Source organism: Microcoleus sp. Pol17C6 (genome assembly GCF_036701145.1).
Lineage (GTDB): Bacteria > Cyanobacteriota > Cyanobacteriia > Cyanobacteriales > Microcoleaceae > Microcoleus.
Window position 1 is genome coordinate 1 of sequence record NZ_JAUBQH010000032.1, and the last position, 25,431, is coordinate 25,431.

Annotated in this window: 27 protein-coding genes; 11 read left to right on the forward strand and 16 right to left on the reverse strand. The window is 46.0% G+C overall.

Going from position 1 to position 25,431, the window contains the following annotated elements:
• Positions 1-61: 61 nt before the first annotated feature.
• Both vapB and QUA25_RS16930 read left to right on the forward strand, forming a co-directional pair.
• On the forward strand, positions 62-232 hold the full coding sequence (vapB, locus tag QUA25_RS16925; protein ID WP_445242229.1) for a type II toxin-antitoxin system VapB family antitoxin: 171 nt from the start codon (positions 62-64) through the stop codon (positions 230-232).
• 1 nt (position 233) lies between these two features.
• Positions 234-617 (forward strand): type II toxin-antitoxin system VapC family toxin, encoded by a 384-nt coding sequence (locus QUA25_RS16930; protein WP_333039777.1) that lies wholly within the window; start codon positions 234-236, stop codon positions 615-617.
• 128 nt (positions 618-745) lie between these two features.
• Here the strand turns inward: QUA25_RS16930 and QUA25_RS16935 are convergent, their stop codons facing one another.
• The 12 genes from QUA25_RS16935 to QUA25_RS16990 all read right to left on the reverse strand — a co-directional run bounded on the left by QUA25_RS16935 (position 746) and on the right by QUA25_RS16990 (position 13,370).
• A complete protein-coding gene (locus QUA25_RS16935; RefSeq protein WP_333039779.1) occupies positions 746-1,645 on the reverse strand; it encodes a M48 family metalloprotease in 900 nt (299 codons plus the stop codon).
• A 304-nt stretch (positions 1,646-1,949) separates the two neighbouring features.
• Entirely contained in the window at positions 1,950-3,542 is a 1,593-nt protein-coding gene (locus tag QUA25_RS16940; protein ID WP_333039780.1) for a B12-binding domain-containing radical SAM protein, read from the reverse strand.
• A gap of 398 nt (positions 3,543-3,940) precedes the next feature.
• A complete protein-coding gene (locus QUA25_RS16945; RefSeq protein WP_333039781.1) occupies positions 3,941-4,906 on the reverse strand; it encodes an NAD(P)-dependent oxidoreductase in 966 nt (321 codons plus the stop codon).
• Positions 4,907-5,310: 404 nt separating this feature from the next.
• Positions 5,311-6,375, reverse strand: a complete 1,065-nt coding sequence (hemE, locus tag QUA25_RS16950; protein WP_333039782.1) for a uroporphyrinogen decarboxylase — start codon at positions 6,373-6,375, stop codon at positions 5,311-5,313.
• Positions 6,376-6,387: 12 nt separating this feature from the next.
• Positions 6,388-6,651, reverse strand: coding sequence for a hypothetical protein (locus QUA25_RS16955; RefSeq protein ID WP_333039783.1), 264 nt, complete (start codon positions 6,649-6,651; stop codon positions 6,388-6,390).
• Between the two features lie 470 nt (positions 6,652-7,121).
• Positions 7,122-7,334 carry a ParE family toxin-like protein gene (locus QUA25_RS16960; protein WP_333039886.1) on the reverse strand — a complete coding sequence of 71 codons (213 nt, stop codon included), beginning with the start codon at positions 7,332-7,334 and terminating at the stop codon, positions 7,122-7,124.
• A gap of 53 nt (positions 7,335-7,387) precedes the next feature.
• Entirely contained in the window at positions 7,388-7,585 is a 198-nt protein-coding gene (locus QUA25_RS16965; protein WP_333039784.1) for a hypothetical protein, read from the reverse strand.
• A gap of 320 nt (positions 7,586-7,905) precedes the next feature.
• Complete coding sequence (locus QUA25_RS16970; protein ID WP_333039785.1) at positions 7,906-8,688, reverse strand: hypothetical protein; 783 nt, start codon at positions 8,686-8,688, stop codon at positions 7,906-7,908.
• A gap of 165 nt (positions 8,689-8,853) precedes the next feature.
• On the reverse strand, positions 8,854-9,783 hold the full coding sequence (locus QUA25_RS16975; RefSeq protein WP_333039786.1) for an LD-carboxypeptidase: 930 nt from the start codon (positions 9,781-9,783) through the stop codon (positions 8,854-8,856).
• A gap of 305 nt (positions 9,784-10,088) precedes the next feature.
• Positions 10,089-10,850, reverse strand: coding sequence for a type I methionyl aminopeptidase (map, locus tag QUA25_RS16980; protein ID WP_333039787.1), 762 nt, complete (start codon positions 10,848-10,850; stop codon positions 10,089-10,091).
• Between the two features lie 135 nt (positions 10,851-10,985).
• Complete coding sequence (locus QUA25_RS16985) at positions 10,986-12,071, reverse strand: glycosyltransferase family 4 protein (protein WP_333039788.1); 1,086 nt, start codon at positions 12,069-12,071, stop codon at positions 10,986-10,988.
• Between the two features lie 105 nt (positions 12,072-12,176).
• Positions 12,177-13,370: a HEAT repeat domain-containing protein gene (locus QUA25_RS16990; protein ID WP_333039789.1), complete on the reverse strand. Its 1,194-nt coding sequence runs from the start codon at positions 13,368-13,370 to the stop codon at positions 12,177-12,179.
• Positions 13,371-13,590: 220 nt separating this feature from the next.
• On the opposite strand from QUA25_RS16990, the gene QUA25_RS16995 reads away from it, so the two are divergent.
• Both QUA25_RS16995 and QUA25_RS17000 read left to right on the forward strand, forming a co-directional pair.
• Positions 13,591-13,734 (forward strand): hypothetical protein, encoded by a 144-nt coding sequence (locus QUA25_RS16995; protein ID WP_333039792.1) that lies wholly within the window; start codon positions 13,591-13,593, stop codon positions 13,732-13,734.
• Positions 13,735-14,276: 542 nt separating this feature from the next.
• Positions 14,277-16,025 carry a CapA family protein gene (locus QUA25_RS17000; RefSeq protein ID WP_333039794.1) on the forward strand — a complete coding sequence of 583 codons (1,749 nt, stop codon included), beginning with the start codon at positions 14,277-14,279 and terminating at the stop codon, positions 16,023-16,025.
• Between the two features lie 164 nt (positions 16,026-16,189).
• On the opposite strand, the gene QUA25_RS17005 is transcribed toward QUA25_RS17000, so the two are convergent.
• Entirely contained in the window at positions 16,190-17,281 is a 1,092-nt protein-coding gene (locus tag QUA25_RS17005; RefSeq protein WP_333039796.1) for a PfkB family carbohydrate kinase, read from the reverse strand.
• 286 nt (positions 17,282-17,567) lie between these two features.
• Complete coding sequence (locus tag QUA25_RS17010; protein WP_006635176.1) at positions 17,568-18,119, reverse strand: response regulator; 552 nt, start codon at positions 18,117-18,119, stop codon at positions 17,568-17,570.
• A 198-nt stretch (positions 18,120-18,317) separates the two neighbouring features.
• On the opposite strand from QUA25_RS17010, the gene QUA25_RS17015 reads away from it, so the two are divergent.
• Both QUA25_RS17015 and psaX read left to right on the forward strand, forming a co-directional pair.
• On the forward strand, positions 18,318-19,292 hold the full coding sequence (locus QUA25_RS17015; RefSeq protein ID WP_333039798.1) for a lipoyl synthase: 975 nt from the start codon (positions 18,318-18,320) through the stop codon (positions 19,290-19,292).
• A 168-nt stretch (positions 19,293-19,460) separates the two neighbouring features.
• Positions 19,461-19,565, forward strand: a complete 105-nt coding sequence (psaX, locus tag QUA25_RS17020; RefSeq protein WP_333039887.1) for a photosystem I protein PsaX — start codon at positions 19,461-19,463, stop codon at positions 19,563-19,565.
• Between the two features lie 258 nt (positions 19,566-19,823).
• On the opposite strand, the gene QUA25_RS17025 is transcribed toward psaX, so the two are convergent.
• Complete coding sequence (locus tag QUA25_RS17025) at positions 19,824-20,183, reverse strand: hypothetical protein (RefSeq protein ID WP_333039800.1); 360 nt, start codon at positions 20,181-20,183, stop codon at positions 19,824-19,826.
• A 77-nt stretch (positions 20,184-20,260) separates the two neighbouring features.
• Here QUA25_RS17025 and QUA25_RS17030 point away from each other — a divergent pair, with 77 nt between their 5' ends.
• Positions 20,261-20,878, forward strand: a complete 618-nt coding sequence (locus QUA25_RS17030) for a DJ-1/PfpI family protein (RefSeq protein WP_333039802.1) — start codon at positions 20,261-20,263, stop codon at positions 20,876-20,878.
• 140 nt (positions 20,879-21,018) lie between these two features.
• Here QUA25_RS17030 and QUA25_RS17035 read toward each other — a convergent pair whose 3' ends face one another.
• Positions 21,019-21,909 carry a sugar ABC transporter permease gene (locus QUA25_RS17035; RefSeq protein ID WP_333039804.1) on the reverse strand — a complete coding sequence of 297 codons (891 nt, stop codon included), beginning with the start codon at positions 21,907-21,909 and terminating at the stop codon, positions 21,019-21,021.
• 59 nt (positions 21,910-21,968) lie between these two features.
• Here QUA25_RS17035 and QUA25_RS17040 point away from each other — a divergent pair, with 59 nt between their 5' ends.
• Genes QUA25_RS17040 through QUA25_RS17055 form a run of 4 tightly spaced genes read left to right on the forward strand, consistent with a single transcriptional unit; the run spans position 21,969 to position 25,333 of the window.
• Complete coding sequence (locus tag QUA25_RS17040; protein WP_333039805.1) at positions 21,969-22,544, forward strand: GNAT family protein; 576 nt, start codon at positions 21,969-21,971, stop codon at positions 22,542-22,544.
• Positions 22,545-22,592: 48 nt separating this feature from the next.
• Complete coding sequence (locus tag QUA25_RS17045; protein WP_333039807.1) at positions 22,593-23,549, forward strand: type IV pilin-like G/H family protein; 957 nt, start codon at positions 22,593-22,595, stop codon at positions 23,547-23,549.
• A 7-nt stretch (positions 23,550-23,556) separates the two neighbouring features.
• Complete coding sequence (gene purN, locus QUA25_RS17050) at positions 23,557-24,231, forward strand: phosphoribosylglycinamide formyltransferase (RefSeq protein WP_333039808.1); 675 nt, start codon at positions 23,557-23,559, stop codon at positions 24,229-24,231.
• A complete protein-coding gene (locus tag QUA25_RS17055) occupies positions 24,224-25,333 on the forward strand; it encodes a class I SAM-dependent methyltransferase (protein WP_333039811.1) in 1,110 nt (369 codons plus the stop codon). The genes purN and QUA25_RS17055 overlap by 8 nt, the downstream gene beginning before the upstream one ends.
• The last annotated feature ends 98 nt before the right edge of the window (positions 25,334-25,431 follow it).

Genomic DNA, 25,431 nt, shown 5'->3' on the forward strand with positions numbered 1-25,431 from the left:
ATGGTTATTAAATGGGATCGAAAAATCAAAAATAAAGGCAATGCTATTTTATCCGGTTTAGCTGCGTAGCAGCTTATTGCATTATGCAAAATATCTACTTGAAAAACACGCCAAAACAGAAACATCTCCCGAACAACTTGAACAACCTCATGGTTATGGTAGTTGGGCAGGTCAGATCGTTATGTCTGATGATTTCGATGAACCGCTGGAAGATCTAAAGGAATATATGTAACATGGAATCCCTTTTAGATACTCATGCCTTTCTGTGGTATTTGCTTGGCGATTCCAATCTAGGTACTAAAGCAAAAGAAGCGATCGATACTAAAACAGGTTTATATTTTAGTATTGCCAGCCTGTGGGAAATCTCTATTAAAATTAATGTCGGTAAGCTTCAACTGAATCGACCAGTTGAAGACCTGCCGAAGGAATTGCAATACATTAACACTCAAATTCTAGCAATTACACTTGAAGACACTGAGATTTATGCAGGTCTTCCTCTGCATCATCGAGATCCCTTCGATCGCATTCTGGTAGCACAGACCATGAATCATTCGCTGGTTTTGATTAGTCGCGATGAGGCTTTTGATGCTTATCCAGTTCAGCGAGTTTGGTCATGAAGAAGGCAAAAGTTTTATACTAGCGATCGCCCCTACCTAATTAATAACCAAAAACCCAATAAACATACAGAAACCCGGCTGCTTCCAAACACCGGGTTTCTCCATATTGTTGCTGCATTTTTGAGCGATTAAATTCCGGGCACGTAGGCCATAACAGGAGAACCTTGCTGTTGCTGCTGCGCGATTTCTAATAGCCGTTGAATGCGATCCTCTGTCGGCGGGTGAGTGCGGAAAAGTGACTGCAAACCTTTAGTCGAAAAAGGATTCACAATCAGCAGCGGCGACATCGCAGGATTGCCGTGCATAGGAATTTCATGACCCAGTTTCTCCAATTTCTGCAGGGCGTTTGCTAAGCCGATCGGGTTATTGGTAATTTCCACCGCACCGCTGTCGGCTGCAAATTCCCTAGTCCGAGAAATCGCCAATTGAATTACGGTTGCTGATAGTGGCGCTAAAATGATTAAAAACAGCAAACCAAATGGATTGGCGCCTTGTCTGCTGTCCCGCGTTACCGGGCCGTAAAGCGCTCCAAAAGTCAGAATTCGCCCGACAAATGTAATCGCACCGGCAATTGTTCCTGCAACTGCTTGAGTGAGTGTGTCGCGGTTGCGGATGTGCGTCAGTTCGTGCGCTAAAACCCCTTCTAATTCTTCGCGGGAAAGCAGCTTGATGATGCCTTCAGTAACTGCTATTGTCGCGTGTTCCGGGTCTCTTCCTGTGGCGAATGCGTTCGGAGATTGAGTGGGAACTAGAAATATTTTCGGCACCGGAATTTGGGCTTTTTCGCTCAGCGATGCTACCATATCGTAGAGTTCGGGAGCTTCGGTGCGGGCGATTGGCTGAGCGCGGTAAGCCATTAACGCGGCGGTGTCGGAATAGTACCAAGAGCTAAAACTTGAGAATGCGGCTAGCGCTAAACCGATGTAAAGTCCTTGCTCGTTGCCGATTAAATAATAACTTCCTAAAACGAGAAGGCCGCTTAGGAGTCCTAAGAGAGCGGCTGTTCTGAGTTGATTTGTTCCTAACATGGCGGGTTGAGGGCGATCGCTATTTTGATATTTTTGAGCTTCTAATTAGATTTTCATAGTTGCGGGCGATCGCGCCTCTATCTGCCGAAATAACTGCTGCCGCCAATAGTAGTATTTCACGTTTTCAGTGAGAAACTGGGAATCCCTCGGGAGGCTCTCTCGCCTGCTCTCAAAAGGTGGCAGACCGGCAGGATATGACATTTCCAGCCCGAACCTGGAACCCAGATTAAAAACAAAATAAACGCAGACAATCTTACATTCATCTGCGTTTGTCTGCGTTCATCTGCGGTTGAATTCTCCAACCCTAAACAGCTTGCACTTGCTTTTCCTCAACAGCAACAGGTTCTTGATATACAGTTTGAGACTCATTAGCCAAAAACTCGGCTAATTGAGCTTCGATTTCATCCCGCACAATCTGGCGGTATTCCAGGAAATGCTCGTTGTGAGCACACACTGTTAAATAATGATCCCAAACCGCAGGATTACGCTTGAGAATGCTGAACAAATGATGCCAAAACTTCCAGCGAGTTTTGCGCTTGACTCCCTGCCGCCAAACCACAGTTAACAGTGCTCGCAAATCGATCCAACTGGGAACTCTTGCAGGTATCTTTGCTGTAGGTGCACCCAACATTAAGAAATGGCGATAAGTCCGGTCTAAATATTTCTCAGCATCGTACACTTCGCAGAATGCCTCGACATATTCGCGGGCAATATCTTCGAGAGGCCGCGTCGGAATAAAGTTCATCAAAGTAGTCTGATTAAGGTTGCCAGATTTGTCGCGCAACCGCCCTTCTTTTGCTAGTCTGTGGGACAATGCAGTGTGCGGCAAAGCTTGCAGCATTCCAAAGGTTGTGCTCGGAATTGCTGCTGCTTCGGCAAACTGGACAATCCGCTGACCGGCACCGGGTTTTTCGCCATCAAATCCGATGATGAATCCGGCCATTACTCGCAAACCGGATTTGGCAATTAACTCTACCGATTCTATCAGAGAATTGCGGGTATTTTGGAATTTTTTCGTCATTTGCAGGCTTTCTTCGTCGGGAGTTTCAATCCCTAGAAATACTGCATTAAAATTGCACGCTACCATCATATCCATCAATTCTTGGTCTTGGGCTAAATCGATGGAGGCTTCGGTGTTGAAAGTAAACGGAAATTTGTGTTCTTCTTGCCAGACTTGTAAGTCTTTTAGCAACAGTTTGACGCTGCGTTTGTTGCCGATAAAATTGTCGTCTACCATGAACACGCCGCGCCGCCAGCCCAAGTTGTAGAGATAGTCTAATTCTGCTATCAATTGTTGGGGATTTTTGGTGCGGGGTTTGCGGCCGTAGAGGACGATGATATCGCAGAATTCGCACTGGAAGGGACAACCTCGGGAAAATTGAATCGACATCGAATCGTAGGCATCTAATTCCAGCAAATCGAAGCGGGGGACTGGAGTTGTCGTAACATCGGGTTTTACGCCGTCCGATCGATAAATTCCGCTTTTTTCGCCGCGCGCTATTGCTTCGACAAACATCGGCAAGGTGATTTCGCCTTCGTCGAGAATCAGGTAATCTATGCCCGCTGCTTGAGGTTCTTCGGGTACGGAAGTGGGGTAAGGGCCGCCGCAAGCTACGGATTTACCGCGCCGTTTTGCTTCGCGAATGATGTCTAGCAAATCTTCTTTTTGGACAATCATTGCGGACAGAATAACGAGTTCTGCCCATTCCCATTCTGCTTCTGTGATTTGTCTGATGTTGCGATCAACTAACTTAAATTCCCATTCTTGGGGTAAAATAGCTGCTACTGTTACCAAACCCAGCGGTGGCAGCAGAACTTTCCGATCGACTAATTCTAGGATTTTCTCGTAAGACCAAAATGTTTTCGGAAACAGCGGGTAAACTAGAAGAACTCGCATTATATGTTAAACCTCACATCAGTAAACAACTTGCGATCGGGCTGGCGTGTTTGAGAGTTCGATCGACTCTCAAGACTTCATGTTAAGGCTAAAATTACGATTTTGCACTCGATCGCATATCTGGCGAGGGGCGACACCCCCTAAGACAAAGATCGTCAGCGCAATTTTTAGCTTGCAGTTCCCTGTTAAAGTTTGCAAATGCTGATATCTTATCGTATTTGACCCTTAATTGACGATAATCGCATTTAAAAAGCATGGGACTAAGGCAAAAAAGAATTTGAAAAAACTTACATTATTCGTAAAATACGCCTCGGCGCACCCTACATATATTTCGTAAGGTGCACATTCCCTCTTCCTCCTTCCTTCTTCCCTCTTCCTTCTTCCCTCTTCCTTCTCCCCTAATTTGAATCTTTGCCGGGAATCCCGCTAGTTCTTAACATATCGGCAACTGTGCCGCAGTAACTCGGCATTCCTATGCTTTCGGGATTCACAAGATTTTGATAGGTAAAATGGCGGTAGCTGATGCAAAATCTATCCCAAGCAGCCACTTGAATTCGGAACAGCCAAATAAAGAAATCCGCTAGCCAAGGTGACAGAGTAATCCGAAAAAATATGTTTTTATTCAAATACTGGCAAGCTTGTTCTACCACTTCATTAGCTGTAATCGCCGGATTTCCTAGCACAAAATGTCGCGGTTCCTCGGAAGCGGGCGGATGTTCAACTAAATAATTAACTACTTTAGCAATATCTGCACCGTGGATGAAGTGAAAACTGCCATCTGCCTTAAACCAGCGAATCAAACCAATCCATTTTGCGACAAGTGGCAGGCCAGATGACAAGTGAGAGACTGGTTTTTCTGCGTCTCCTCCCAATACTAATGTCGGGTAAAGTGCCGTAATCGGAGGCACATTTGTCAAGGCTGATAAATGCACCATGCAGTTGTATTTTGAGCTAATATAATCTGTCCCCAGTTCCCCGGCTTCTTTGAGCAAATTGTTGTCTCTACCGAGAATACTGGCTGTTGAAAAATAAATTACTTGTTGGCAAGTCTGTGGCGAAAGTAGTTGAATTAAGCGGAGAGTTTTGGTTACGTTAACGTCAAACACTTCTTGAGTTCCTCCCCAAGCAGTGGCAGCTAAAATTGCCACATTAATTGTTTGGAGAAGTTCGGCGTGTTGATCGATATCTCGCATATCGCCTTGTATTATATGGATGCCGGGGCGGGCTTTCCAGTCAAATTTTAATTTTTCCGGGTTGCGAACTAAGAGGTAAAGTTCGTGGTTTGTCTCTTGAATCAAAGTTTCGGCCATGTAGTGACCGATACAGCCACTTGCACCCGTCACAAAAATTTTTTTGGAGTTCATTTTGCCGCAGGGGAAGAGGGAGGGTTTGACGCTTTTAAGGGCGGTAGGGCAGACGGCATGGCCTATTAGTGTCAACTTAAGCCGAAAGCCGCCAGGGACTTAAGTCCCTGTCTAATAGCTAAAGTCCTCGCTATGAGGACTAATGAGTTTACAAGTCTTTTTCTCAGTCCTCTTAAGAGGACTTTAGCTTTGAGGCAGGGACTTAAGTCCCTGCCGGACTGCGGGTTTAACGTTAAGTTGACATTAATAGGAAATACCGTTTTCCTACAAATATCAGATGCAATTAACCGGATTTGCTCCGATTATATAATCTTTTTCCACCGTAGGGATACGCCATTGCCGTATCCCTACAAATATCAAGTGCAATTAACCGGATTCGATTGGATTCTACAATCGAAATCAAATCAAGCAGGAACTGCAAGCAATTTGTCGGCTTGTTTTGCGGTTTCAAAGAAGAAACGCACGTTATCTTCGGGAGTACCCGGTAACACGCCGTGTCCCAAATTGAGGATGTGTCCGCGCGGGCCCGCTTTGCGAATTGTATCAAGAATTCGATCGCGAATAAACGGTTGAGAACCAAACAACACGCCCGGATCGAGATTTCCTTGAACGTTCATATTCGGGCCCAAACGTCGGCGCGCGTCGGCCATGTCAACAGTCCAATCGACGCTGATGATATCCGCGCCGGATGTTGTCATGCGTTCGAGGAGGCCGGCACTTCCAGTGACTAACAGAATTAGCGGTGTGTCGGGATGGGTTTTTTTGACTTGCTCGAATACTTGTTTCTGGTAAGGTAGAGCGAAGGTGTCGTAGTCCTGCGGGGACAGTTGACCGGCCCAGGAGTCGAACATTTGCACTACTTGCGCGCCGCAGTCGATTTGATAGCGCACGTAAACGGCGATCGCATCGGCGAATTTCGACAGCAACTGATGCAGTAAAGTTGGATCGGAAAATGCCATGTTTTTGATGATCGCATAATCCTTAGAACCTTTACCCTCAACCGCATAGGCCGCCAGCGTCCACGGCGCGCCCACAAAGCCGAGCACGGTGGATTTGTTGCCGACTTCCTCGCGCAGGGATTTCAGGATTGTTTTGATAAACGGCAAGCTTTCTTCCGGGTTCAGCGGTTGCAGGTTGTCGATTTGCTGCTGAGTGCGGATGGGTGCGTGGATAATCGGGCCTTTGCCTTCGGCGATGTCCATGTCGATGCCCAAACCGGGCATAGGGGTGACAATATCGGAAAACAGAATTACGCCGTCGGGTTGAAACGCGCGCCACGGCTGAAGGGAAACTTCGATCGCAACTTCGGGAATTTCGGAACGTTCGCGAAACGAGGGATACTTTTCTCGCAAATCTCGATAAGCCTTCATGTAGCGGCCGGCTTGACGCATCATCCACACGGGCGGGCGGTCTAGGGTTTCGCCGCGGGCTGCCCGCAACAACAAGGGAACTTCATTTAATGCCGACATTTTAACTTTTCTCTACCTTAGATATTTCAATGCCTTTGGTAGCTTACCACTGTGCGATCGTCCTTTTTGATCGAAAATTCGGCGATCGGCGGGGAGGGAGATGAGGGGAGTGGCTGAGTTCGATTTTGGGCGATCGGGATTTGGTTGGTTGCGAGGCTGGCGGTAAATTAGCTGAACCGCCCTTTTTGCGCCACCAGCCTCGCAAATGACATCTAGACTCCTGGCATTATAGGCGCTGTATAATGGAGTTTTCTCCACTTGTTGGGGGGCACTCATTGAATAAAAAAATTGAATAAAAACCTAGTAAAGAACCCAGTACAGCAATACTTGACAATATAAACGGGTAGATTCTGGATGCTGCTGTTACATTATTTTTGACTCCAGACGTTAAGACTATGAAGAAAATAAAGTTTGAATCCACTGTAGAACTTTGGAGAGATCTGTCTGTACTCGGGTTGATCTACAAGCCTACTTGTCGTGGAGCGAAGCCTTCATACAATATAAACACTCAGGGTAACTTGCCATTTCTCCTCAAATGGCTTTTTCTCACTGCTTTATTTGCTCCTTTGCTGTACAGCTCAAATTTTTACATTATTTGTATAGGTTTGGTTTTGATACTCGTACCCGGTTTTATGCTAGCTTTAAACCTTGGGGTACTCCTATTATGTCAAATACTGTGCATCTCCCTGACACCCATATATTTAATAGATGACGTACTTTCTAGTTTGAAGGATTCAAAGTGAACCTTATTTCTGAGCTAATATTGCATCGTAATCGCCATGAGTCCCTATCCAAAACCAGACAATACCTTCAGGTTTCTCAACTCCCAAAGCTCGGTAACTATCCCCTACTCGCACCGATTGCAAATGCTTTCGCCTGCCAACTTTTTTAAAATGCAGCGAAGGGTGATACGGATCGACTTTGAGTAATTCGTAATTTTTATCGGCTAAAGCTTGTATTTCTTGAGGTAGCTGGTGATATCAGTTCCAAAAACGCGGTAAAGTCAGATGCTTCATAACACTTTAGCCAATCCCGCTTCATACTCTGCATCAACTTCATCAAGTAGTGGATCTAACCGCCCCTCCTCCAAATCGTCTTCAATTTGCCTATCCCAAACCTGTTGGCGATACTCTATCAGCCAAGCAGTGAGTTCTGATAGTTCCTTAACCGACAGGTTCATAATTGCTGTTTCAAGTTCTTTAACGCTCATATATTTTGCCACATCATTAATATTATTAATATACCAATAATTCTGAAGGCACGGGTAGTCAAAAACCGGGTTTTTTCTGAAAGACGTGTTGCAGCCCACAGATGAGCGTAAAAAACCCGGTTTCGAGGAGTCGGAGTGCGTCGATAAGCTGTCGCGCATTTAAATTGTATATTCAGGGCGGGCGGGATGCCCAATCCCTACTCCCCACAAGACTTTGATTTTTTTTGACAGACATTTTAAAGGCCGCAACAACTTACGCAAAGAAACCAGGTTTCTACGAAGAAACCCGGTTTCTGATGCCGCCCTACAGTTTGACCTACTTATCTCGTCACACAAACTCCGCCCACCACTACCCGACATTGATCTCGGCCCGCATCGAATCTACTATCATTCCGCCTCGCCGAGTCTAAATTTCTAGTCCGCGAATTGTAGTAATAATCTCCCGCCGGAAAAGCTCTATTCGGTACAGCGCAGTAAGTCGAGTCTTGATTTCCCTCATCAAACCTGACTCTCACCATAGAACGTCTCTCGCGACAATCAACAGACCGCAAGCCAAAATCATCTTGCAGAAGCTGTGCTCTGTCATATTGACCGTCATATCGATCGTTATCTCGTCTCGTGTACCAATCGTCCCGCGAATTGCGAGATTGTCTGCCGCCCCCATCAATTCCCGCAACTTCCAGCGTGTAGCTACCGCCTCTGGCAGCATCTTTTGCTAACACTAACAGTTTATAATCGCCACTACGGGGAATTTGATAATTAAAAGAACGGTCTTGCGTAAAAGCGACTTGTTTGTTGTTCCCGTAAAACAGCACCATGACGGGAGTAAAACCGCGACTTCTATCTGTGTCTAAAAACACTTCAATGTTATCGCCTTCCCGAGCGCTGAATGTGTATTCTTGACCCCGCAATTCTTCCGTCGGAGATCCCGGTGTCCACATATTTCGGAAACGGTAGATGGGGGAAGTGCGGCGAATTACTCCGTCGATGCGATCGTTATTCTGTATCTGTTCGCCAACTGCACTAGACGAAATGCCAGTGAGTGCCAATCCTGCAACTAGCACAGCGGCAGCAATACTGTTTAACAAGTTGTGAGTTCTCATATCAACCTCTCGAAAATTTTAAAATCTTTTTGCTTTCTTGGCGCCGACATTTGCATACACAATCCATTTTAAATGTAATTTCTGCCAACCGTGTCAACCTCACCCAACCCGGCTATTTAGCGGGTGCAAAATCTCATGTTAAAGTTATAGACGTTGATCCCTAATCTAAAGTTGCGATTGATCGCCACAAATCAGCAATCCCGATTCAGCGTCTAGACTCGCCCTAATTCCCATTGGCAAAGCAGCGTTAACTCCCTCGTGCCCGAAGGGCAAATCCGAGACAATGGGAATATTCAAATCCCCCAGCCGATCGCGCAAAACCTCTTCAATGCTAAAACTGGGAATACTCGGCTCAATCTCGCAGCGACTGAAGCGCCCCAAAGCAATGCCCCGCACGCCAGCGAAAGCCCCCGCCATCCGCCACAAAGTCAACATTCGATCGACCCTGTAAGGAGCCTCGGAAACATCCTCAAAGGCGAGAATAACCCCGGTCAAATCCGGTTGATACGGGGTTCCGAGCAAATGAGAAGCCACCGTCAGATTCGCCGGAAACAGCCGCCCGGTGGCTTGTCCGCTGCCCCATCCTTTACCTTGCAAAGATTGTAAGGGACGACCTTCTATGCAGTCAAAAAGTCGATCGACAGACCAATCCGGTTCAGCAGCCAAAGTTGTCAGCATCGGCCCGTGAACACCCCAAACACCCAATTTAGCCTGATTCCACAGCAAAGCAGTAATGTCGGAAAAGCCGATTAACCATTTCGGCGAATGGGAATCGGGAGTTGGAAATTGAGAATTTTCCGCCTTTCCCACATTTCCTTTTTCCAAAAGCCGAGTGCTGCCGAAACCGCCTCGAACACAGAGAATACCGCGACAATCCGGGTCATTGAGGGCATCTGCCAACTGTCGGACGCGGTTTTCGTCGGAACCTGCCAAATAGCCCCAGCGATCGTCAAAACCCGGTGTTAATTCAAGTCGATAGCCGCGAGATTTCCAAATTTCTACACCCTTTTCAAAGTTGGTTGATTCTCGCAAAGTGCCACTAGGGGCAATTACTTTGAGCAAATCTCCTGGTTGCAGAAATTTTATGTCAGTCATTAGTTATTAGTTATTATTTATATCGTGTTTGGTGAATCGATCGTAATTCCGTATGGGCGGGTTTTACAGACAATTTCTGACTGAAACAGACAATCTCGAAAACCCGCCCCCACCCACCCATAAATACAAACCTACATTTTCGGATTCGATGCAAATTTCAGGTTGATGTGGGTTATCGGTTGTGACGGGGCGGGTTTATCTATATTGTTTATAATCGTTAGATATTGTCGGTGAAACCCGCCCCTACGGGATATGATGGATTATTGATTTAGGAGCGAATTTTTCAGATTTTTTGTTAATGATTGCTACGGCAAAGTCAGAATTTCCACCCCAGAATCAGTCACCGCCAGAGTGTGTTCAAATTGAGCCGAAAGCTTTCCATCCTTGGTGATAGATGTCCAACCATCGGCGAGAATTTCCACTTCCCAAGTGCCCTCATTAATCATCGGCTCGATCGTAAAAACCATGCCTTGTCTGAGCTTTTTTCCCGTACCCCGCTTGCCGTAGTGCAGAATTTCCGGTTCAGTGTGAAAGACTCGGTGAATCCCGTGTCCCGCAAAATTTCTCACTACCGAAAAACCTTGTGCTTCAGCATATTCTTGAATCGCGGCACCTATGTCGCCAGTACGAGCACCCGGTTTGACTTCCGCAATTCCTCTTCTTAAACATTCCTCGGTTACTTCAACTAACTTTTTCGCTACAGGTGAAGGTGTTCCCACAAAAAAAGTTTTGGAAGTATCGCCATGATAACCATCAACTAAAGGTGTTACATCAATATTAATAATGTCACCTTCTTTCAGAATTTGTTTCGCATTGGGGATGCCGTGACAGACTACTTCATTGACGCTAGCACACAGAGATTTTGGAAATCCTTTATAGCCTAGCGGAGCACTTTTTGCTCCGTGTGCCAAAGTCCAGCGTTCGGCTTCATCGTTAATTTCTAGAGTGCTTACTCCCGGTTTTACCATCGGTTCGAGATGTAGCAGAAGTTCGGCCGCTAAACGGCCGGCTTGGCGCATTTTTTCGATTTCTCTACTGGATAAAAGCACTAAACGTTCGGTTGCCATAGTTTTTTCTGTTTGCTTTTTTTGTGGTCGATTAAGAGTTTATTTAACTCAATTTTAGAATAGAGTTGAATTGCTGTTCAATAAACTTGTAAGGTGCGTCAGTCAGCGGATATTTCTAAAAATTGGCCAGTATTATTACTGACGCACCCTACTAGCAGTGATAGATTTGAACCAGTGTTCACAACGATCGCCCAAAGCTGCTAAAGAATATTCTACCTCTGCTTGTCGCCTGCAAGCGCTGCGGTCAATTTGGTCTAAGCGGCCGATCGCACCTACCAAGCCATTTACGCTATCAGGCTCCACTAAAAAGCCCGTCAGCCCGTCTCTCACAATTTCCGCCGGCCCCCCGCGCTCGTAAGCAATCACCGGCACACCGCACGCTAAAGCCTCGATCGCGACATTTCCGAAAGCTTCCACCCAACGCGGTGTCATCAACAATGCTCGGCACTGACGGACTTGCTCTTGCATTTGGGTTGTTGTCAGAAACCCTAAATATTCTACCGGAGCATCCGGGTAATCTGCACAAATTTTTTGCCAATAATCCTCATCTTGCATTTTGCCCATAATTTTCAGGGGAATGCCTGTAATTTTCGCTGCTGCTACTGCATCTTCTAAGCCTTTTTCCGGGGCGATGCGGCCTAGCCAAGCTAATTTAGACTGCGGTTGGTTGCAAAATTCGTACAGGGATAAATCTATGCCATTTCCCAACAACTGACATTGATCGGCAAAGGCGAATGTTTGGGCTTGAGAAGCGGTGTGAACTCCGATCGTACCAGGAAACTGGAGGGCGGTTTGTCCGGCTATGCGATCGAGGGCGGCGGAAAGGGAGCCCATGCTGATCAAATGTGCGATCGGAGTCCTAAAAAATGGTGTCAAATAAAACGGCAGCCAATCGTAGGCAAAATTAACAATGACATCCCATTCATCCTGAACTTGGCGAGCATATTCCCACATATTCGCCAGCACAGAATCTGCGGGCATCACAATAGGATCATTGTAATTTTGTGTTTGGGCCGTTACTTGCAAATCACCCGTTATTTCGATTACGGGAATTGATTCTAAAACCGAACCAATCGGCGCCACCACTGCTATTTTATGACCGCGACTCTGTAATTCTTTAGCGATGTTAAGGACTGTAAGTTCGACTCCGCCGCCCAACCCAGAACCGAGTTGACCGACCGAAGTTGAGAGGAACAATAGTTTTAAATGGTTATTAGTCATTAGTCCTTAGTCATTAGTCAGCATTCACTAATTTTAACATAATCTAAATTATAAATTTCCAATTTCAAATCTCAAGTTCAAGTTATTTGAAAATTGCTACATTTATTAATCCATCCCAGAACGCGGACGGAGGCGGTTCAACTGATTGATTGCCCAGCGAGCAGTTTCCTGAACTTCTGGATCTGGATCGTCCGTCGCACGGTGCAACAAGTAACTGATTTGATTCACCAATTCGTAAATCCGCGTCAAGTCGCGAATTGCATTTTTACGCACTTCGGGATTTTCATTTTGCAGCGAAATTGACCACGCATTATTCATGGGTTTGAGCGTGCGGATGCCAATTTCCGAGAGACTTGCCAAAATTAGACTGTACTGCTTGGAGTCGGAATTTGCGAGCAAATCGAGCAACGGTTCAACTGCTCTGGAATCTCCCCGCTGGCCTAGTTCCCAAATTGCTTTGCCTCTCTTGGCCGGATTTAGCTGCTGCAAATCTTCAATCAGTGCTTCAATAATATCAACTTTAGGTCTACCATCCGTTTCGGGAAGGGCAATACCTTTCTTCTTCGCTAGGGAATCCGTTTGATTAGTGGTTTCGGGAATGTTGAAACCTGTGTTGCTGTATCCGTTGCTGTGAGTTTCCAAGGGCGAGGTGTCGGAGTTAATTCGCTCGCCCTCGACTGCTGCATCCTTGGATTCTGGTTCCCCGGATTCCCTGATAAACGGTAAAGGTCGATCGCTGCTCTCGATACTGTGGCCTTTTGGCAAATCAAAAGGGTAGGGCAAGGCTGGCAGCGACTGTCGCCCCGAAGAAGTCTCTTTCGGTCTACTTTCGTGCGAGTTTGTAGGAGAATCAGGATTAGTAAATTGAGAGTTTCTTTGGTTGTGGCGATCAAATCTTCCTCGTCTTCGCTTAGAATAATTTGACTCGTCACTGCTAACTAATTTGATCATGATAAATACTGCCGCTGCCGTGACGACAACTGCTGCCAAACCCAACATTAAGAACCCCCGCTGACGAGACAAAATGACGATCAAATTGGATACCGATTTCGGGATCTTAGAATTAGATTTGGACGTTTTGGACGGCTGAGATTTGTTTTTATCGGGCGCTGGAGACGGTTTTGGAGGCTTGGAATCCTGGCGATCGTCCGGGGGAGAGTTTGCCTGAGCAATTTCTTGGGAAACAGCACGCGCAGAGGCATTGAGTACCTGTTGCCCTCCGTCGGCACTTGGACTGAACGCAGCGCCCAGACAGGCAATGCAGGTGAACAAACATACAGAGGAGCGGTAATGCGCCATAAGACTCAATCCGGGTTTTGAGAGGCAACGCCGCATGACGAGCTTTAGTTTAACCTTGAGTTAGCTCGATCCTAGCTGCTATGGGCTTAACTAACTCGCTAATAGCACCAGACTAACGAAAAACCCTGGTTTGAGAGGGCACCGAGCCAGCTCTCATAAGCACAATTGTGTCATTGACGTGCAACTCCTTTAAATAATTAGTTTAAAACGAACAACTACATTGGCGGCCGCGACTTTAGCAGCGGCATCCCGAAAGTTGATTGCAGCTAATCTCACCTACGTGCAGTGTGCAGTGCAGGCCCCGCAGCGCAGCACTGCGGGGGCGCTAGCAGACGATTTTGGCTCGCCGTCGATTTCTCACTAATAGCGTGGCATGACCAAGAGTTTAACAAGCTTCCGAGCCTGCAGGTTGATCGTTTTTGTGTGAATTTGGGCGGAAGTGGGACAGGGGCATTGGCACTCGTAACGAGAAACCCGGTTTTTTCGTTAATTCTTCGCTGCTAAACCGCATATTTTCAGTACATTCCACGACGCACTCTCGACGCTCATAAACCAGTTTTATTTACCCAAAATACTGTAATAAAGAGAGCACTGATTTGACCGATGTTAAGTTGAAGGGGGCAATTATGCCGGATAGAAGTGTTTGGGCGATCGGCTAAGATAACCGTTAGGAAATATTGTATTCAGCTAGCAAGCGCCAAAAATCATAATATCTTATAAAAGTAGGGTCGGATTTAGTTAGGAGCTAGAGTGAGAGCGAGTAGACCCTTTCACGCAGGCGTCCTCTGCCAACGTTTTGTTTATTGGTACCCACTTACTTAAGTTAAATCAATCGGTATTTAACGCTGTGCCGCCAAATTTGATATAAGATCGAGCTAAATTTCTAGTGTGAGAGTAGAGGCGTTTGTGAGCCAACAAGATATTTTAAATTTAGCAAAAGAAGGCGATGCCAGGGCGATCGCATTTCTGATCGGCCAAGCACTCCAAAGCTTCGGCGTCACGGCTAAAGCCAGCCGGGAAAATGACACCCTGCACCTGCTGCTGGAAGCAGAACAATTGCCCGCAGAAGAAGCCTGTCTCCGAGTCGCAGTCAAAGGGTTGCAGCGGCTGCAACCAAATAACCTTTACTCAGTGACAATTTACGGGCGGCAGGGCGGCCAGCAATTGCCCGCTTGGACTCAGACGGTAGAATTAAAAAAACGCTTGACTTCCGAACCCGTGAGTGCATTAGTTGCCGTGAATGCAGCAGTAGCCGCGAGTGCAGCAGTAGCCGCGAGTCTACCCGCTTCTCCCATTCCTGTCACTTTGCCCAAGCTAGAAAAACCTCAAAATTTCACAACTGCGCCCCCTCCAACACCAGAACAATCTCCGCCCCAACCCCCTAAAATCCCAACTCCAAAACCCACAAACCAACGGCAGCAAAAGCCATCACCGCAGCCAGAGTTAGCCCGCACTAAAACTAAAAAATCTGGGCTGTCAGTAGGTGCTCTGAGTCTGATTCTCGTACCGATATCCGGCTTGGTTCTGGCTTCTCAACTTTACAAATCCTCAACCACCGCTACTAATAACCCTCGAACGTCAAAGCCTGCGGTACAAGAAGTGAGCTCGACACCAGCAGCCGCAGCCAAACCCCTTCCAGATCCAAAATCGCCCTCCCCGGCTGCCAAAAAACCTGCCACTGTGCCCGCAACTGTCAGTATCAAAGCAGTTGGCGACATGGTTCCCGGTACAAATTATCCCTACAACAAACTGCCGGCAAAAAAAGAGATGTTATTAGAGTCGGTAAAACCGTACCTCAAAGGAGCTGATATTCTGTTTGGCAATTTTGAAAGCACGATGACCGATTATCCTTACAGTTCCAAAGCAGGCGGCGGACGAATGCTGATTGCCTTTCGGACGCCTCCGAGTTATGCCAAAATCTTCAAAGATGTTGGTTTTGATATTTTGAGTATTGCCAACAATCACTCTTACGATTTTCACGAGCAGGGATTTAATGACACGATTAAAAACATCGACAGCAATGGCATGAAGGCTGTTGGTAAAAGAAATCAAATTGTTTATAAAAATGTCAAGGGCGTGAATTTTGCCTTTATCGGTTTCAGCAACTACGGCGACGTTCACAATTCTTTGCTGGAACTGAAAGCAGGAGCAGAAGTTGTCAAAAAAGCCAAGGAAAAAGCTGATATTGTAGTGATATCAGTTCATGCTGGCTCTGAAGGAACGGGAGCTCTGAATGTGAGAAATAAAACTGAGTTCTTTTACGGAGAAAACCGGGGAAATATGGTTTTGTTTTCGCGGACGATGATTGATGCGGGAGCAGATTTGATTTTGGGACATGGCCCGCACGTTCCCCGAGCGATGGAACTTTATAAAGGGAAATTGATTGCTTATTCGCTGGGCAATTTTTTGGGTTATCGCACTTTGTCCTCAGCAGGAGCACTCGGTAAATCTCTAATTTTGGATGTGAAAATGACTCCGCAAGGGGATTTTGTTTCTGGTAAGATTATCCCCGTCCAACTTGACGGGCGAGGTGTGCCGGCTGTTGATAACAATTTTAGGACTGTGGGGTTGATTGACCGTTTGACAAAGAGCGATTTTCCCAATAGCGGTTTGACAATTGATGACAAGGGACAAATTTTGAAAAAGAGTAAGTAGTTATTGGGAATTGGGCATGGGGCATGGGGCATGGGGCATGGGGCATGGGGCATGGGGCATGGGTAACGAGTAACTAATAATCAATAACCCATAACCAATAACTAATCACAAATAACCAATTCCCCATTCCCCATTCCCCATTCCCGATTCCCCATTACCAATAATTAGTAATCAATCATTGCTTTCAAAGCTTCTTTCATTTCGTCTACAGTCGTCGTTGCCGTACCGAATTGACGCACGACAATGCTAGCCGCTAAATTTCCCAAAACTGCCGCTTCCCAACCGGATGCACCGACGCACAAAGCTAAAGTCATTGCTGCTACCACTGTATCTCCAGCACCGGTTACGTCGAATACATCAGTCTTGTTAAAAGGGGGAATGTCCCAACTTTGAATTGCAAATTCCCCCTTTTCACAAATGGATGTTGGAGGGGGTGAATTTTTGATTTCTTCGCCGATCGCCCTTTCAAACAAAGTCATCCCTTCTTCGCCGCGAGTAATCAGGATTTTTTGAGCTTGAGTTAAGTTCAACAAATCCCGTCCTGCTTGCATTAAAGTTTCAGGGTTTTTGATAGCATATCCGACGGCTTGCTCGGCTTCGGGCAAGTTCGGAGTAAATAACATTGCTCCAGAATATCGCTGCAAATTTGTTTGAGCGTCTACTATTGTTTTGCCGGGAACCACTGCCGATTCGATCGCCAAATTCGTCAAAACTCCGTCGCCGTAGTCGGAACAAACCACTGCATCTACTGTCGGTATTTGCTGCCGGATGTAGTCTGCCAGTTGCAACTGCAAATCTAAATCCGGCAACTCGTCCGATTTGCGATCGACTCGGACAATTTGCTGAGTCACCGACTGCCGCGCGTGTCCGGAAATTCGAGTTTTGGTGACAGTTGGACGCTGCGAATCGATTAAAATCCCACCCGTATCAATTCCCGCCGCCTCAAAAATACCGCACAAAGCCTTTCCCTGGTCGTCTTTTCCCACCAAACCAGCAACTTTTACTTTGCCTCCCAGTTTGGCTAAATTATAGACCGCATTTGCGCCACCTCCGGGTACTTGCTGAGTATTTTCGTAGCGCAAAATCAACACAGGTGCTTCGCGGGAAATTCGCTCTACTTGTCCGGTAAGAAACTCGTCCAAGGTCAAATCTCCGATCGCTAATACCTGCGCTTGATCGAAGCAGTCTAATCTTTTCAATAATTGCTCTGTTGAGGCACGCAGTTGAGGCAAAAAATCGGAATAGTCGTTAGTCATTAACCAAAAAAATGAGACTGAGGAGTTAATAATTGAGTGTGGAACGAGCGGGAATTAAAAATCCTAATATTAATTAATAATTAATTTCCTCCCTTGTTTTATTTTTAACTTTTAATTGATTTTCTCACTGGGATTTTTAGAAACCAGTTGCAGGCTGTTGGCGATCGCACTCGCTCCAACAATTTGGCAAAAAAATGCAGATAAAATCGCAGCCTTTGAGACTCAACTGAAAGTTTCACGGTGTGGAAGTTTCCTTCTACATAAGTGCCTTCAAAAAACAGCAGAATTATTTCAATTTCTGCTTGATGATCGTAATCACCTGAGTCATTTGTTTTTTGAGTGCATCAATTTCCGCTTGCATTTTCGCCATTTTCGCAGTCATCGCCTGAATTTCGGCGGCGCCCGCTCCGGAAGTGGGTGCAGCGGCGGCGGCTGGGGCTTCCGGCACTGGTTTCTTTTTGGCCAGTACCATCGCCGATTTGATTGCCTCGGTTAGCTGCTTCTTCTCAAAGGGTTTGGCGATGAATGCAAAAAAATGCTTCTCAAAGGGTTTCGGAATTTTTTCCATCACCTCTTCTTCGCGGCCCGACATGATCACCAAAGGTATCTTAGAAAGCTCAGGATGGGCTTGCACTTTTTGATACACTTCCCAACCGCTGACTTTGGGCAGTAGGAAATCTAACATAATTAGATTTGGCCGGGCTTGACGGATCAGTTTGAGTCCCTCTTCGCCGTCTTTTGCTTCTAGAACTTCAAAGTTACCCTGAGGCAACATCTCTCGGACTCGGACGCGGATGACTTTACTGTCATCGATTACCAAGATTTTTTGACCAGCCACGACTGACTCCTTCAGTAATGAATGAGTGATGATTTGCAACCTTCAGTATATCCCTAACAGAATTCTACCCATAATTCTGGGCGAGTTTAGTTTTGTTGCACCTCGGCGCGATCCTGATTTCGGGTGATACTCCTACAAGTTCAGGGGCTTTGATTTCGGATACGATCGAAGGAATTAACTCAATCGCCACTTAATTTTATGTCGCCCCAAACTCCTAAAACTCTTACTGTCAAAGCAGTTGCCGCCCAAATGCGGGGTGAAATCGAGGCGATGCCGGAATGGTTGCGTAGACCCGTTGGCAAAGCTAGCGAACTTTCCCAAGTGCAAAAAATTATCAAACAGCGGCAAATTCACACGATTTGTGAGGAGGGGAGATGCCCCAACAGGGGCGAGTGCTACGCGCAAAAAACGGCGACTTTTTTGTTGATGGGGCCGACTTGCACCCGCGCTTGTGCTTTTTGTCAAGTAGATAAAGGTCATTCTCCGATGCCGCTAGACCCGGAGGAACCGCAAAAGGTGGCGGAGGCTGTGCAGTTGTTGGGTTTGCGCTATGCGGTGCTGACTTCGGTGGCGAGGGATGATTTGCCGGATGGGGGTGCGGGTTGGTTTGCCAGGACGATCGCCCAAATCCGCCTTCTTAACCCACATACTGAAGTTGAGGTACTGACGCCGGATTTTTGGGGGGGAACGGGTAGGGGCGGTGCCCCCGTGCCCGCTCCCGAGGGGGAGAATTCAGGACTCGATGAGTTGCAGCGCCAGCGGATTCGCACGGTGGTGGAGGCTAAACCGGCTTGTTACAACCACAATATTGAGACGGTGCGTCGGTTGCAAGGGCCGGTGCGGAGGGGGGCGAAGTACGATCGCTCGATCGATGTTCTGCGTATTGTTAAGCAATATGACCCAACTATTCCCACCAAATCCGGTTTGATGTTGGGACACGGGGAAACCGAAGCCGAGATAGTCGAAGCGATGAGAGATTTGCGGGATGCGAAGTGCGATCGGCTCACCCTCGGTCAATACATGAGACCATCTCTAGATCACCTCCCAGTTCGTAAATACTGGACGCCAGCCGAATTTGACCGTTTCGGGTCGATCGCCCGGGAGATGGGGTTTGAGCGCGTGCGATCGGGGCCTCTAGTCCGCAGTTCCTACCACGCCGGAGAGAGCGATTGAAACTAATTTGAATTCAACTCGGTATAAACTCCTTGTTACAAAAAATAACTCTAGAGGATTGTGCATAAGTGCGACGCTCTCTGCTATTTGTAAATAGAGTGACATTATCAATTAGGAGCTTTACCTATGCCAGAGATAGCGAAGAACCAATTAAAATCCGACTCCGTGATGAAAACGGGCAAATTCCCTTACCCATTTCGCGCAGGCTGGTTTCTCTTGCTGTTAGCAATCAATTTTGTGGTTGCAGCCTTTTATTTCCATATCATTGAATAGTTCTGCAAGTTAACTTTTAGCAGACCCTGCTTTTCTCGACCTCAACGTCGGAGAGTGGGAGAGATGGAGAGGGGGACAGTTTGGAGTTTGGAGTTGGCGAGAATATGACTTCATTCTTCTAACTAATGACTACTGACTTTTTCCCTCTTCCTTCTGACTCCTAACTTCCGACTTTTGCTCAATAATTAATCCCTGTATCCGTGTCAAAATCCGTGTCGTGGCTTCCTTCTTCCCTCTTTCTTCTAACTAATGACTTCTCTAGCGATTTCTGGACGATTCTAGCTTTGACAACCGCTCTTGAATTTTGATAACATCTTGCTTAGTTTCAATTGCCAAAGTTGCTAAATTGTCAAACAGCGGGTCTCCCGACAGCATTCTACCATTTGTCCGACCCGAACCGGAAGGAGACGGAGGTCTGGTAACTCTAGAACCTTGATTCTGAAAACTGTAGATTTGTCCTCTGAGTTCAGAAATTTGACGTTCTAATTGAATAATGCGAAATTCTAATTGAGTTGTGGATTGGGCGGGCGTAAAACTTGGCGCAACACCAATTGCTAGGGCGCAAGCCAGACACAAAACACATAGTTTCAGGGCGCGATGGCGAATATTTTTCGGCATAGCTTTAATGATTTAAATTATACCAGTTCTACGATAACAAATCGCAGATATTTTGGCCTCTATCAGAAGTATGTCTTATGGCAACTAGGAACGTAGCTATTTTAATGTTCGATGATGTCGAGGTACTGGACTTTGCAGGCCCTTTTGAAGTGTTTTCGGTGACATCAGAATTAAGTAAGGGCGATTCCCTTCGGGATAGCTTCGCTTCACGACCTTTTGCAGTCTCTACCGTAGCCGAACATCCCGGTGCGGTCAACGCCCGCAATGGTTTGAGCGTAAATCCCGACTGCACCATTTCCGACTGTCCGCCACCGGATATTTTAATTGTACCGGGAGGACAAGGTACGAGAAAGTTAATCGATAATTCAGCAGTTATTAATTGGATAAAAGATTGTGCGCGAACAGCAGAATTAGTGCTTTCTGTCTGTACGGGTTCGCTGCTTTTGGCAAAAGCTGGCTTGCTGGAAGGCTTGGCAGCAACTACACACCATCAAGTATTGGAGTTATTGAGAGAATTAGCTCCCAACACAACTATTATCGAAAATCAACGATTTGTAGATAACGGCAAAATCATCACTTCTGGGGGAATTGCTGCGGGAATTGATATGTCTTTGCACGTTGTTGGCAAACTTTTGGGTACAGCACAAGCTGAACAAACAGCAGAACACATGGAATATAAAATTGGGAATTGGTAATTGGGCATTGGGCATGGTTAATTGTATAATTTGCGCGTATGGGCGGGTTTTACCCACCATAATTGCCTAAAACAAACAATCTCGTAAACCCGCCCCGCCAATACACGAACCATACACGAAGGATGCTACTGGACGTGATATCAAGCATCTTCGCCCCAAACTTTTAGTTGTAAATAGACTAATAGCAAAGCTACAGCCATCAGGAAAGTTGCCGCTGCGGCTGCATAGCCAAAATCAAATTGTGAAAAAGCTTGCTCGTAAATATAATAAACTAGCAAATTAGTAGAGTTCAAAGGGCCGCCGCCGGTGATAACGTAAACTTGCTCGAAACTCCGCAGAGTAAATATAGCAGTAGTGACAGTAGCAAATACTAAAGTCGGTCGCAAACCGGGTAAAGTGATGTACAAAAATTGCTGCCAAGCATTAGCTCCATCCAATTCTGCGGCTTCGTAACGATTTACTGGAATTGCTTGCAATCCTGCTAAAAATACTACCATATTAAAGCCTAATTGTTTCCAAACACTGAGCAGAATTATCACTGGCATTGCCCAAACTGTGCTGCTAAGCCAAGGAATTGGATTTAAGCCGATCGCACTTAGGGCATTATTCACCGGGCCGTCGGTTTGAAACAGCCACCGCCAGCCCAAGCCCACTGCAACTAAAGAGGTAATCGAAGGAATAAAATAAGCGGTGCGGAGAGCTCCTCGCCAAGCAAACGAGCGATTTAGCAAAACTGCTAAGCCCAATGGAATCACTAAACTGGGAATGACGGTTGCAGTAGTAAAATAGACCGTATTTTGGATAATTTGCCAGAAATCCGGGTTTGTGACTAGACGCCAGTAGTTGTTGAAGCCAATCCAACGCACTCCCGACTGGGTAAAGCTGCCGCTGGTAAAGCTGAGGTAAAATAAATAGGCGATCGGCCAAATCAAAAAAGTACCCAGAAACAGCAAAGCCGGGGCCAGAAAAGTCCAAGCTGCGATCGCATCATTATCCAACCAGTTAAAACGCCCAAATTTAATCCGAACCATTGGCTTGTAAATTTTAGCTTTTAGTTTTAAATGGTATCACAATATAGGTCAATGTCAAAATGAACCTTCTCGATATATTAGCTCATTTACCCACTATAGAAACTGAAAGGCTCCTGCTCCGAAAAATAACTTTAAATGATGCCAGCGATATGTTTGAGTATGCCTCAAACCCCGAAGTATCACAATACACAATGTGGTCAACTCACACCTCGCTCGAAGACACTAAATACTTTCTCAGGTCACTTACTAAAATGTACAAAAGACGAGAGCTTGTAGATTGGGGAATTGTCCACAAAGCTGAGAAAAAGTTTATCGGGACTTGCGGATTTGTGGAATGGAGTATGACGCACAGCCGCGCGGAAATTGGCTACGCACTTTCTAGGAGGTATTGGGGCGAAGGATACATGAGCGAGGCTGTTAATGCAGTGATTGAATTCGGCTTTCGGGAGATGTTGCTGAATCGAATTATGGCTCGATGTGAGGTTAACAATATTGCTTCGGCTCGGGTGATGGAAAAAGTGGGGATGCAAAGGGAAGGGATATTGCGACAGCACCTATTTGTGAAAGACAGATATTGGGATCTAAAAATTTATTCGATTCTCAGGGAAGAGTTTTTTAGCGATCGAGCAGAATAGCGCTGCCAGCAAGCGGTACAATGATTGTGCACGTCAGGGTTGACATTTATGCAAAAAACATACTTAAATATTTCCAGATTGCTGATTGCTGGCTGTTGCCTGTTCTCTATGAGCAGGTTTGCTATAAGTGCGATCGCCCAACCGCTCACACCGAGAGCCCCAGTCCCCGCCCAAACAACTCCCACCGCCAAAACTGTTACCGAACAATTAGTAGGACATTGGCATTTGCAATACGTATTCCAGAGTCCGGTAACACTAATTTTTACACAAGAAGGCAAGTTATTTCTACTCCCTTTATCAGTTCCTTTTGTATCTCTAACTGAACCGATAACAGTCTATGAATTTACATACAAAATCAACCAGACTTCGCAGCCGATGGAAATGGATATAACTGATAGTGAAGGCCAAACTTTGCAGACAATTTTTGAATTTACTCCCAACGGTCAAATGCGTGTAGAGTCAAGGGGTATAGAGTCAGGAGAAGCCAGACCAACTACTTTTACCAAAAGTGAATTTCTTCTCGAAAAAGTTTCCACAGCTACAACTTTGCCTCAAAACACAAGAATAGAAACATTAGAAACATTTAATCCGTTTGAACCAGATACTCCGCCACAAGTACAAGTATATGAAAGCGGGCAATATATTCGCCAAGCGAATAAGGCTCAACAAGCTTTCTATGCCGAATATAACAAATTTTCTTCAACATTTGAGGAACTCGGTATCGGAATGAAGTTAGACGAAGAAAATTACCGCTATCAATTTGTATCTCAAAGTAATTTTACGGCAGATGTAATTATGACGCTACAAGCTAAGAAACCTGAATTAAAAAGTTACACAAGTGCCGTTTTCTTAGTCAATTATAAAGACTACGATATCCAAGCTACCGTTGCAATTAGTTGCGCAACAAATGAACCCTCTACTGTACCTCCAATACCAATTCTTCCTAAAAATAAGGCTCCAGACAATTTTGAATGCCCAACAGGTTCCTATTTGATAACACGGTGAAACTTTGATGATTGCAGCACATACTAATTCTACAGACTGTTTAATTTCTCCCGCGATTCCTCTCGCACTCATAGAGGGAAAGGCTAATATAGCCACGCCCTTAAAACTAGGAGTTTTAGCCTCTGGTAGCGGCAGCAACTTCGAGGTAATTGCCCAAGCCATCCAAAACCAACAACTCAACGCTAAAATCCCAGTATTAATTTACAACAACCCCAAAGCCAAAGCTGCAGCCCGAGCCGAAAAATACGGCATTCCCTCGATTCTGCTCAATCACCGCGACTGCAAAAGCCGCGAAGAATTAGATACAAAAATTGTCAAAACTTTCCAAGAATATGATGTGGAATGGGTAGTTATGGCGGGTTGGATGCGAATTGTTACCAAAGTTTTGTTGGATGCTTTTCCCGATCGCGTTATTAACATTCACCCCAGCTTACTGCCGAGTTTCCCAGGAATTCGCGCCGTCGAACAAGCACTGGCCGCCAAGGTTAAAATCACCGGATGTACGGTGCATATCGCCCGTTTAGAAGTAGACAGCGGGCCGATTTTAATGCAGGCTGCGGTGCCCGTATTGCCTGATGATACCGCAGAAACGCTGCACGCGAGAATTCAGGTGCAAGAGCACAAGATTATGCTCGGTGCGATCGCACTTATTGCCGAATCTAATCGAAAATATTGTGACTAAAAACCTCACCAGTGCTGCATCTATCCCCGCATTGCCCGTCAGCGAATCACCCGAAGCAGGCCCGCCGCTGACAGACTCCAATCGCCTGAAATTAATTCTCAAAGAAAGGCTCAAAAAGAGCATTGGCCTCAAGGGAGAATTCTATCTGCCTTGCTTGCCATCGATGCTAGACGACTATCTTAAATTACTGTCAGACTTCTTAAACATTCTCGGACAAAACATCGACGCTGCCCAAGCCGAAAACTTGCGAACATTAATCGCCAACGCCTTAGCAGAAGGATTCAAAAATTCCCCCCACGCTAATCTAATAGTCTCATATTTTCCCGCCAATTCTCAAAGCGGTTTAGCCGGTGGCATTACTCTGAATACCAAGATTCAAATCGAATCAATGGCCCAGAAATATCATAGCTGGCCGGATATTCGCCCCGAACCTTTATTCGGCAGCCATCCCGATGCCAAAGTCATCGCCATTGCCGCCGAATTAGGCGAACCGGGAAAAGCACCTATTTTAGATATTGGTGCGGGCCCAGGGCGCAATAGTTTGCCTTTAGCAAGGTTAGGCCATTCCGTGGATGCGATCGAACTAACACCGATATTTGCCGAGAAGCTGTCAGCAGCAGCAACCGCCGAAAACTTGCCGATAAATGTCACCCAAGGCGACGTTTTAGACCCATTATTGAGGATGAAAACTTATCGGTACAAATTAGCCATTGCTACCGAAGTTCTCTCTCATTTCCGCTACCCCGAACAAATTCGTCTTTTCCTCGGCAAAATGTCAGATGCTGTTTTAAGCGGCGGGTTTATCTTATTCAGTTCTTTCTTAGCTGTAGATGGGTACGAGCCCGATGAAATGGCAAAACAAATGTCTGAATTGTGTTGGTCTTATCTGATTACCAGACAAGAATTGCAAGCAGCAATAGAGGGTTTGCCGTTAGAAATTATTTCTGATGAATCTGTGATTGAATACGAACAAAAACATTTGCCTGACTCGGCTTGGCCCCCGACACCTTGGTTTGTCAGTTGGGCTAGCGGGCGGGATTTATTTTCTGTGCAACAAACACCGCCGTTAGAGTTGCGGTGGATACTTGTTAAACGCTTGTAGCTAAAATAGTAGGGTGCGTCAGGATGTAGTTTCTCTATAATTGATAAAATAATGCACTCTGACGTACCTCGGACAATTTTTAGCGGTTAAAAATCCAA

What these genes read in the sequence shown, in the direction of transcription:
- QUA25_RS16930 (WP_333039777.1), top strand. Translation starts at nt 234, where the DNA reads ATGGAATCCCTTTTAGATACTCATGCCTTTCTGTGGTATTTGCTTGGC.
- QUA25_RS16935 (WP_333039779.1), bottom strand. Translation starts at nt 1,645, where the DNA reads ATGTTAGGAACAAATCAACTCAGAACAGCCGCTCTCTTAGGACTCCTA.
- QUA25_RS16940 (WP_333039780.1), bottom strand. Translation starts at nt 3,542, where the DNA reads ATGCGAGTTCTTCTAGTTTACCCGCTGTTTCCGAAAACATTTTGGTCT.
- QUA25_RS16945 (WP_333039781.1), bottom strand. Translation starts at nt 4,906, where the DNA reads ATGAACTCCAAAAAAATTTTTGTGACGGGTGCAAGTGGCTGTATCGGT.
- hemE (WP_333039782.1), bottom strand. Translation starts at nt 6,375, where the DNA reads ATGTCGGCATTAAATGAAGTTCCCTTGTTGTTGCGGGCAGCCCGCGGC.
- QUA25_RS16955 (WP_333039783.1), bottom strand. Translation starts at nt 6,651, where the DNA reads ATGAGTGCCCCCCAACAAGTGGAGAAAACTCCATTATACAGCGCCTAT.
- QUA25_RS16965 (WP_333039784.1), bottom strand. Translation starts at nt 7,585, where the DNA reads ATGAGCGTTAAAGAACTTGAAACAGCAATTATGAACCTGTCGGTTAAG.
- QUA25_RS16970 (WP_333039785.1), bottom strand. Translation starts at nt 8,688, where the DNA reads ATGAGAACTCACAACTTGTTAAACAGTATTGCTGCCGCTGTGCTAGTT.
- QUA25_RS16975 (WP_333039786.1), bottom strand. Translation starts at nt 9,783, where the DNA reads ATGACTGACATAAAATTTCTGCAACCAGGAGATTTGCTCAAAGTAATT.
- map (WP_333039787.1), bottom strand. Translation starts at nt 10,850, where the DNA reads ATGGCAACCGAACGTTTAGTGCTTTTATCCAGTAGAGAAATCGAAAAA.
- QUA25_RS16985 (WP_333039788.1), bottom strand. Translation starts at nt 12,071, where the DNA reads ATGACTAATAACCATTTAAAACTATTGTTCCTCTCAACTTCGGTCGGT.
- QUA25_RS16990 (WP_333039789.1), bottom strand. Translation starts at nt 13,370, where the DNA reads ATGGCGCATTACCGCTCCTCTGTATGTTTGTTCACCTGCATTGCCTGT.
- QUA25_RS17005 (WP_333039796.1), bottom strand. Translation starts at nt 17,281, where the DNA reads ATGACTAACGACTATTCCGATTTTTTGCCTCAACTGCGTGCCTCAACA.
- QUA25_RS17015 (WP_333039798.1), top strand. Translation starts at nt 18,318, where the DNA reads ATGTCGCCCCAAACTCCTAAAACTCTTACTGTCAAAGCAGTTGCCGCC.
- psaX (WP_333039887.1), top strand. Translation starts at nt 19,461, where the DNA reads ATGAAAACGGGCAAATTCCCTTACCCATTTCGCGCAGGCTGGTTTCTC.
- QUA25_RS17025 (WP_333039800.1), bottom strand. Translation starts at nt 20,183, where the DNA reads ATGCCGAAAAATATTCGCCATCGCGCCCTGAAACTATGTGTTTTGTGT.
- QUA25_RS17030 (WP_333039802.1), top strand. Translation starts at nt 20,261, where the DNA reads ATGGCAACTAGGAACGTAGCTATTTTAATGTTCGATGATGTCGAGGTA.
- QUA25_RS17035 (WP_333039804.1), bottom strand. Translation starts at nt 21,909, where the DNA reads ATGGTTCGGATTAAATTTGGGCGTTTTAACTGGTTGGATAATGATGCG.
- QUA25_RS17040 (WP_333039805.1), top strand. Translation starts at nt 21,969, where the DNA reads ATGAACCTTCTCGATATATTAGCTCATTTACCCACTATAGAAACTGAA.
- QUA25_RS17045 (WP_333039807.1), top strand. Translation starts at nt 22,593, where the DNA reads ATGCAAAAAACATACTTAAATATTTCCAGATTGCTGATTGCTGGCTGT.
- purN (WP_333039808.1), top strand. Translation starts at nt 23,557, where the DNA reads ATGATTGCAGCACATACTAATTCTACAGACTGTTTAATTTCTCCCGCG.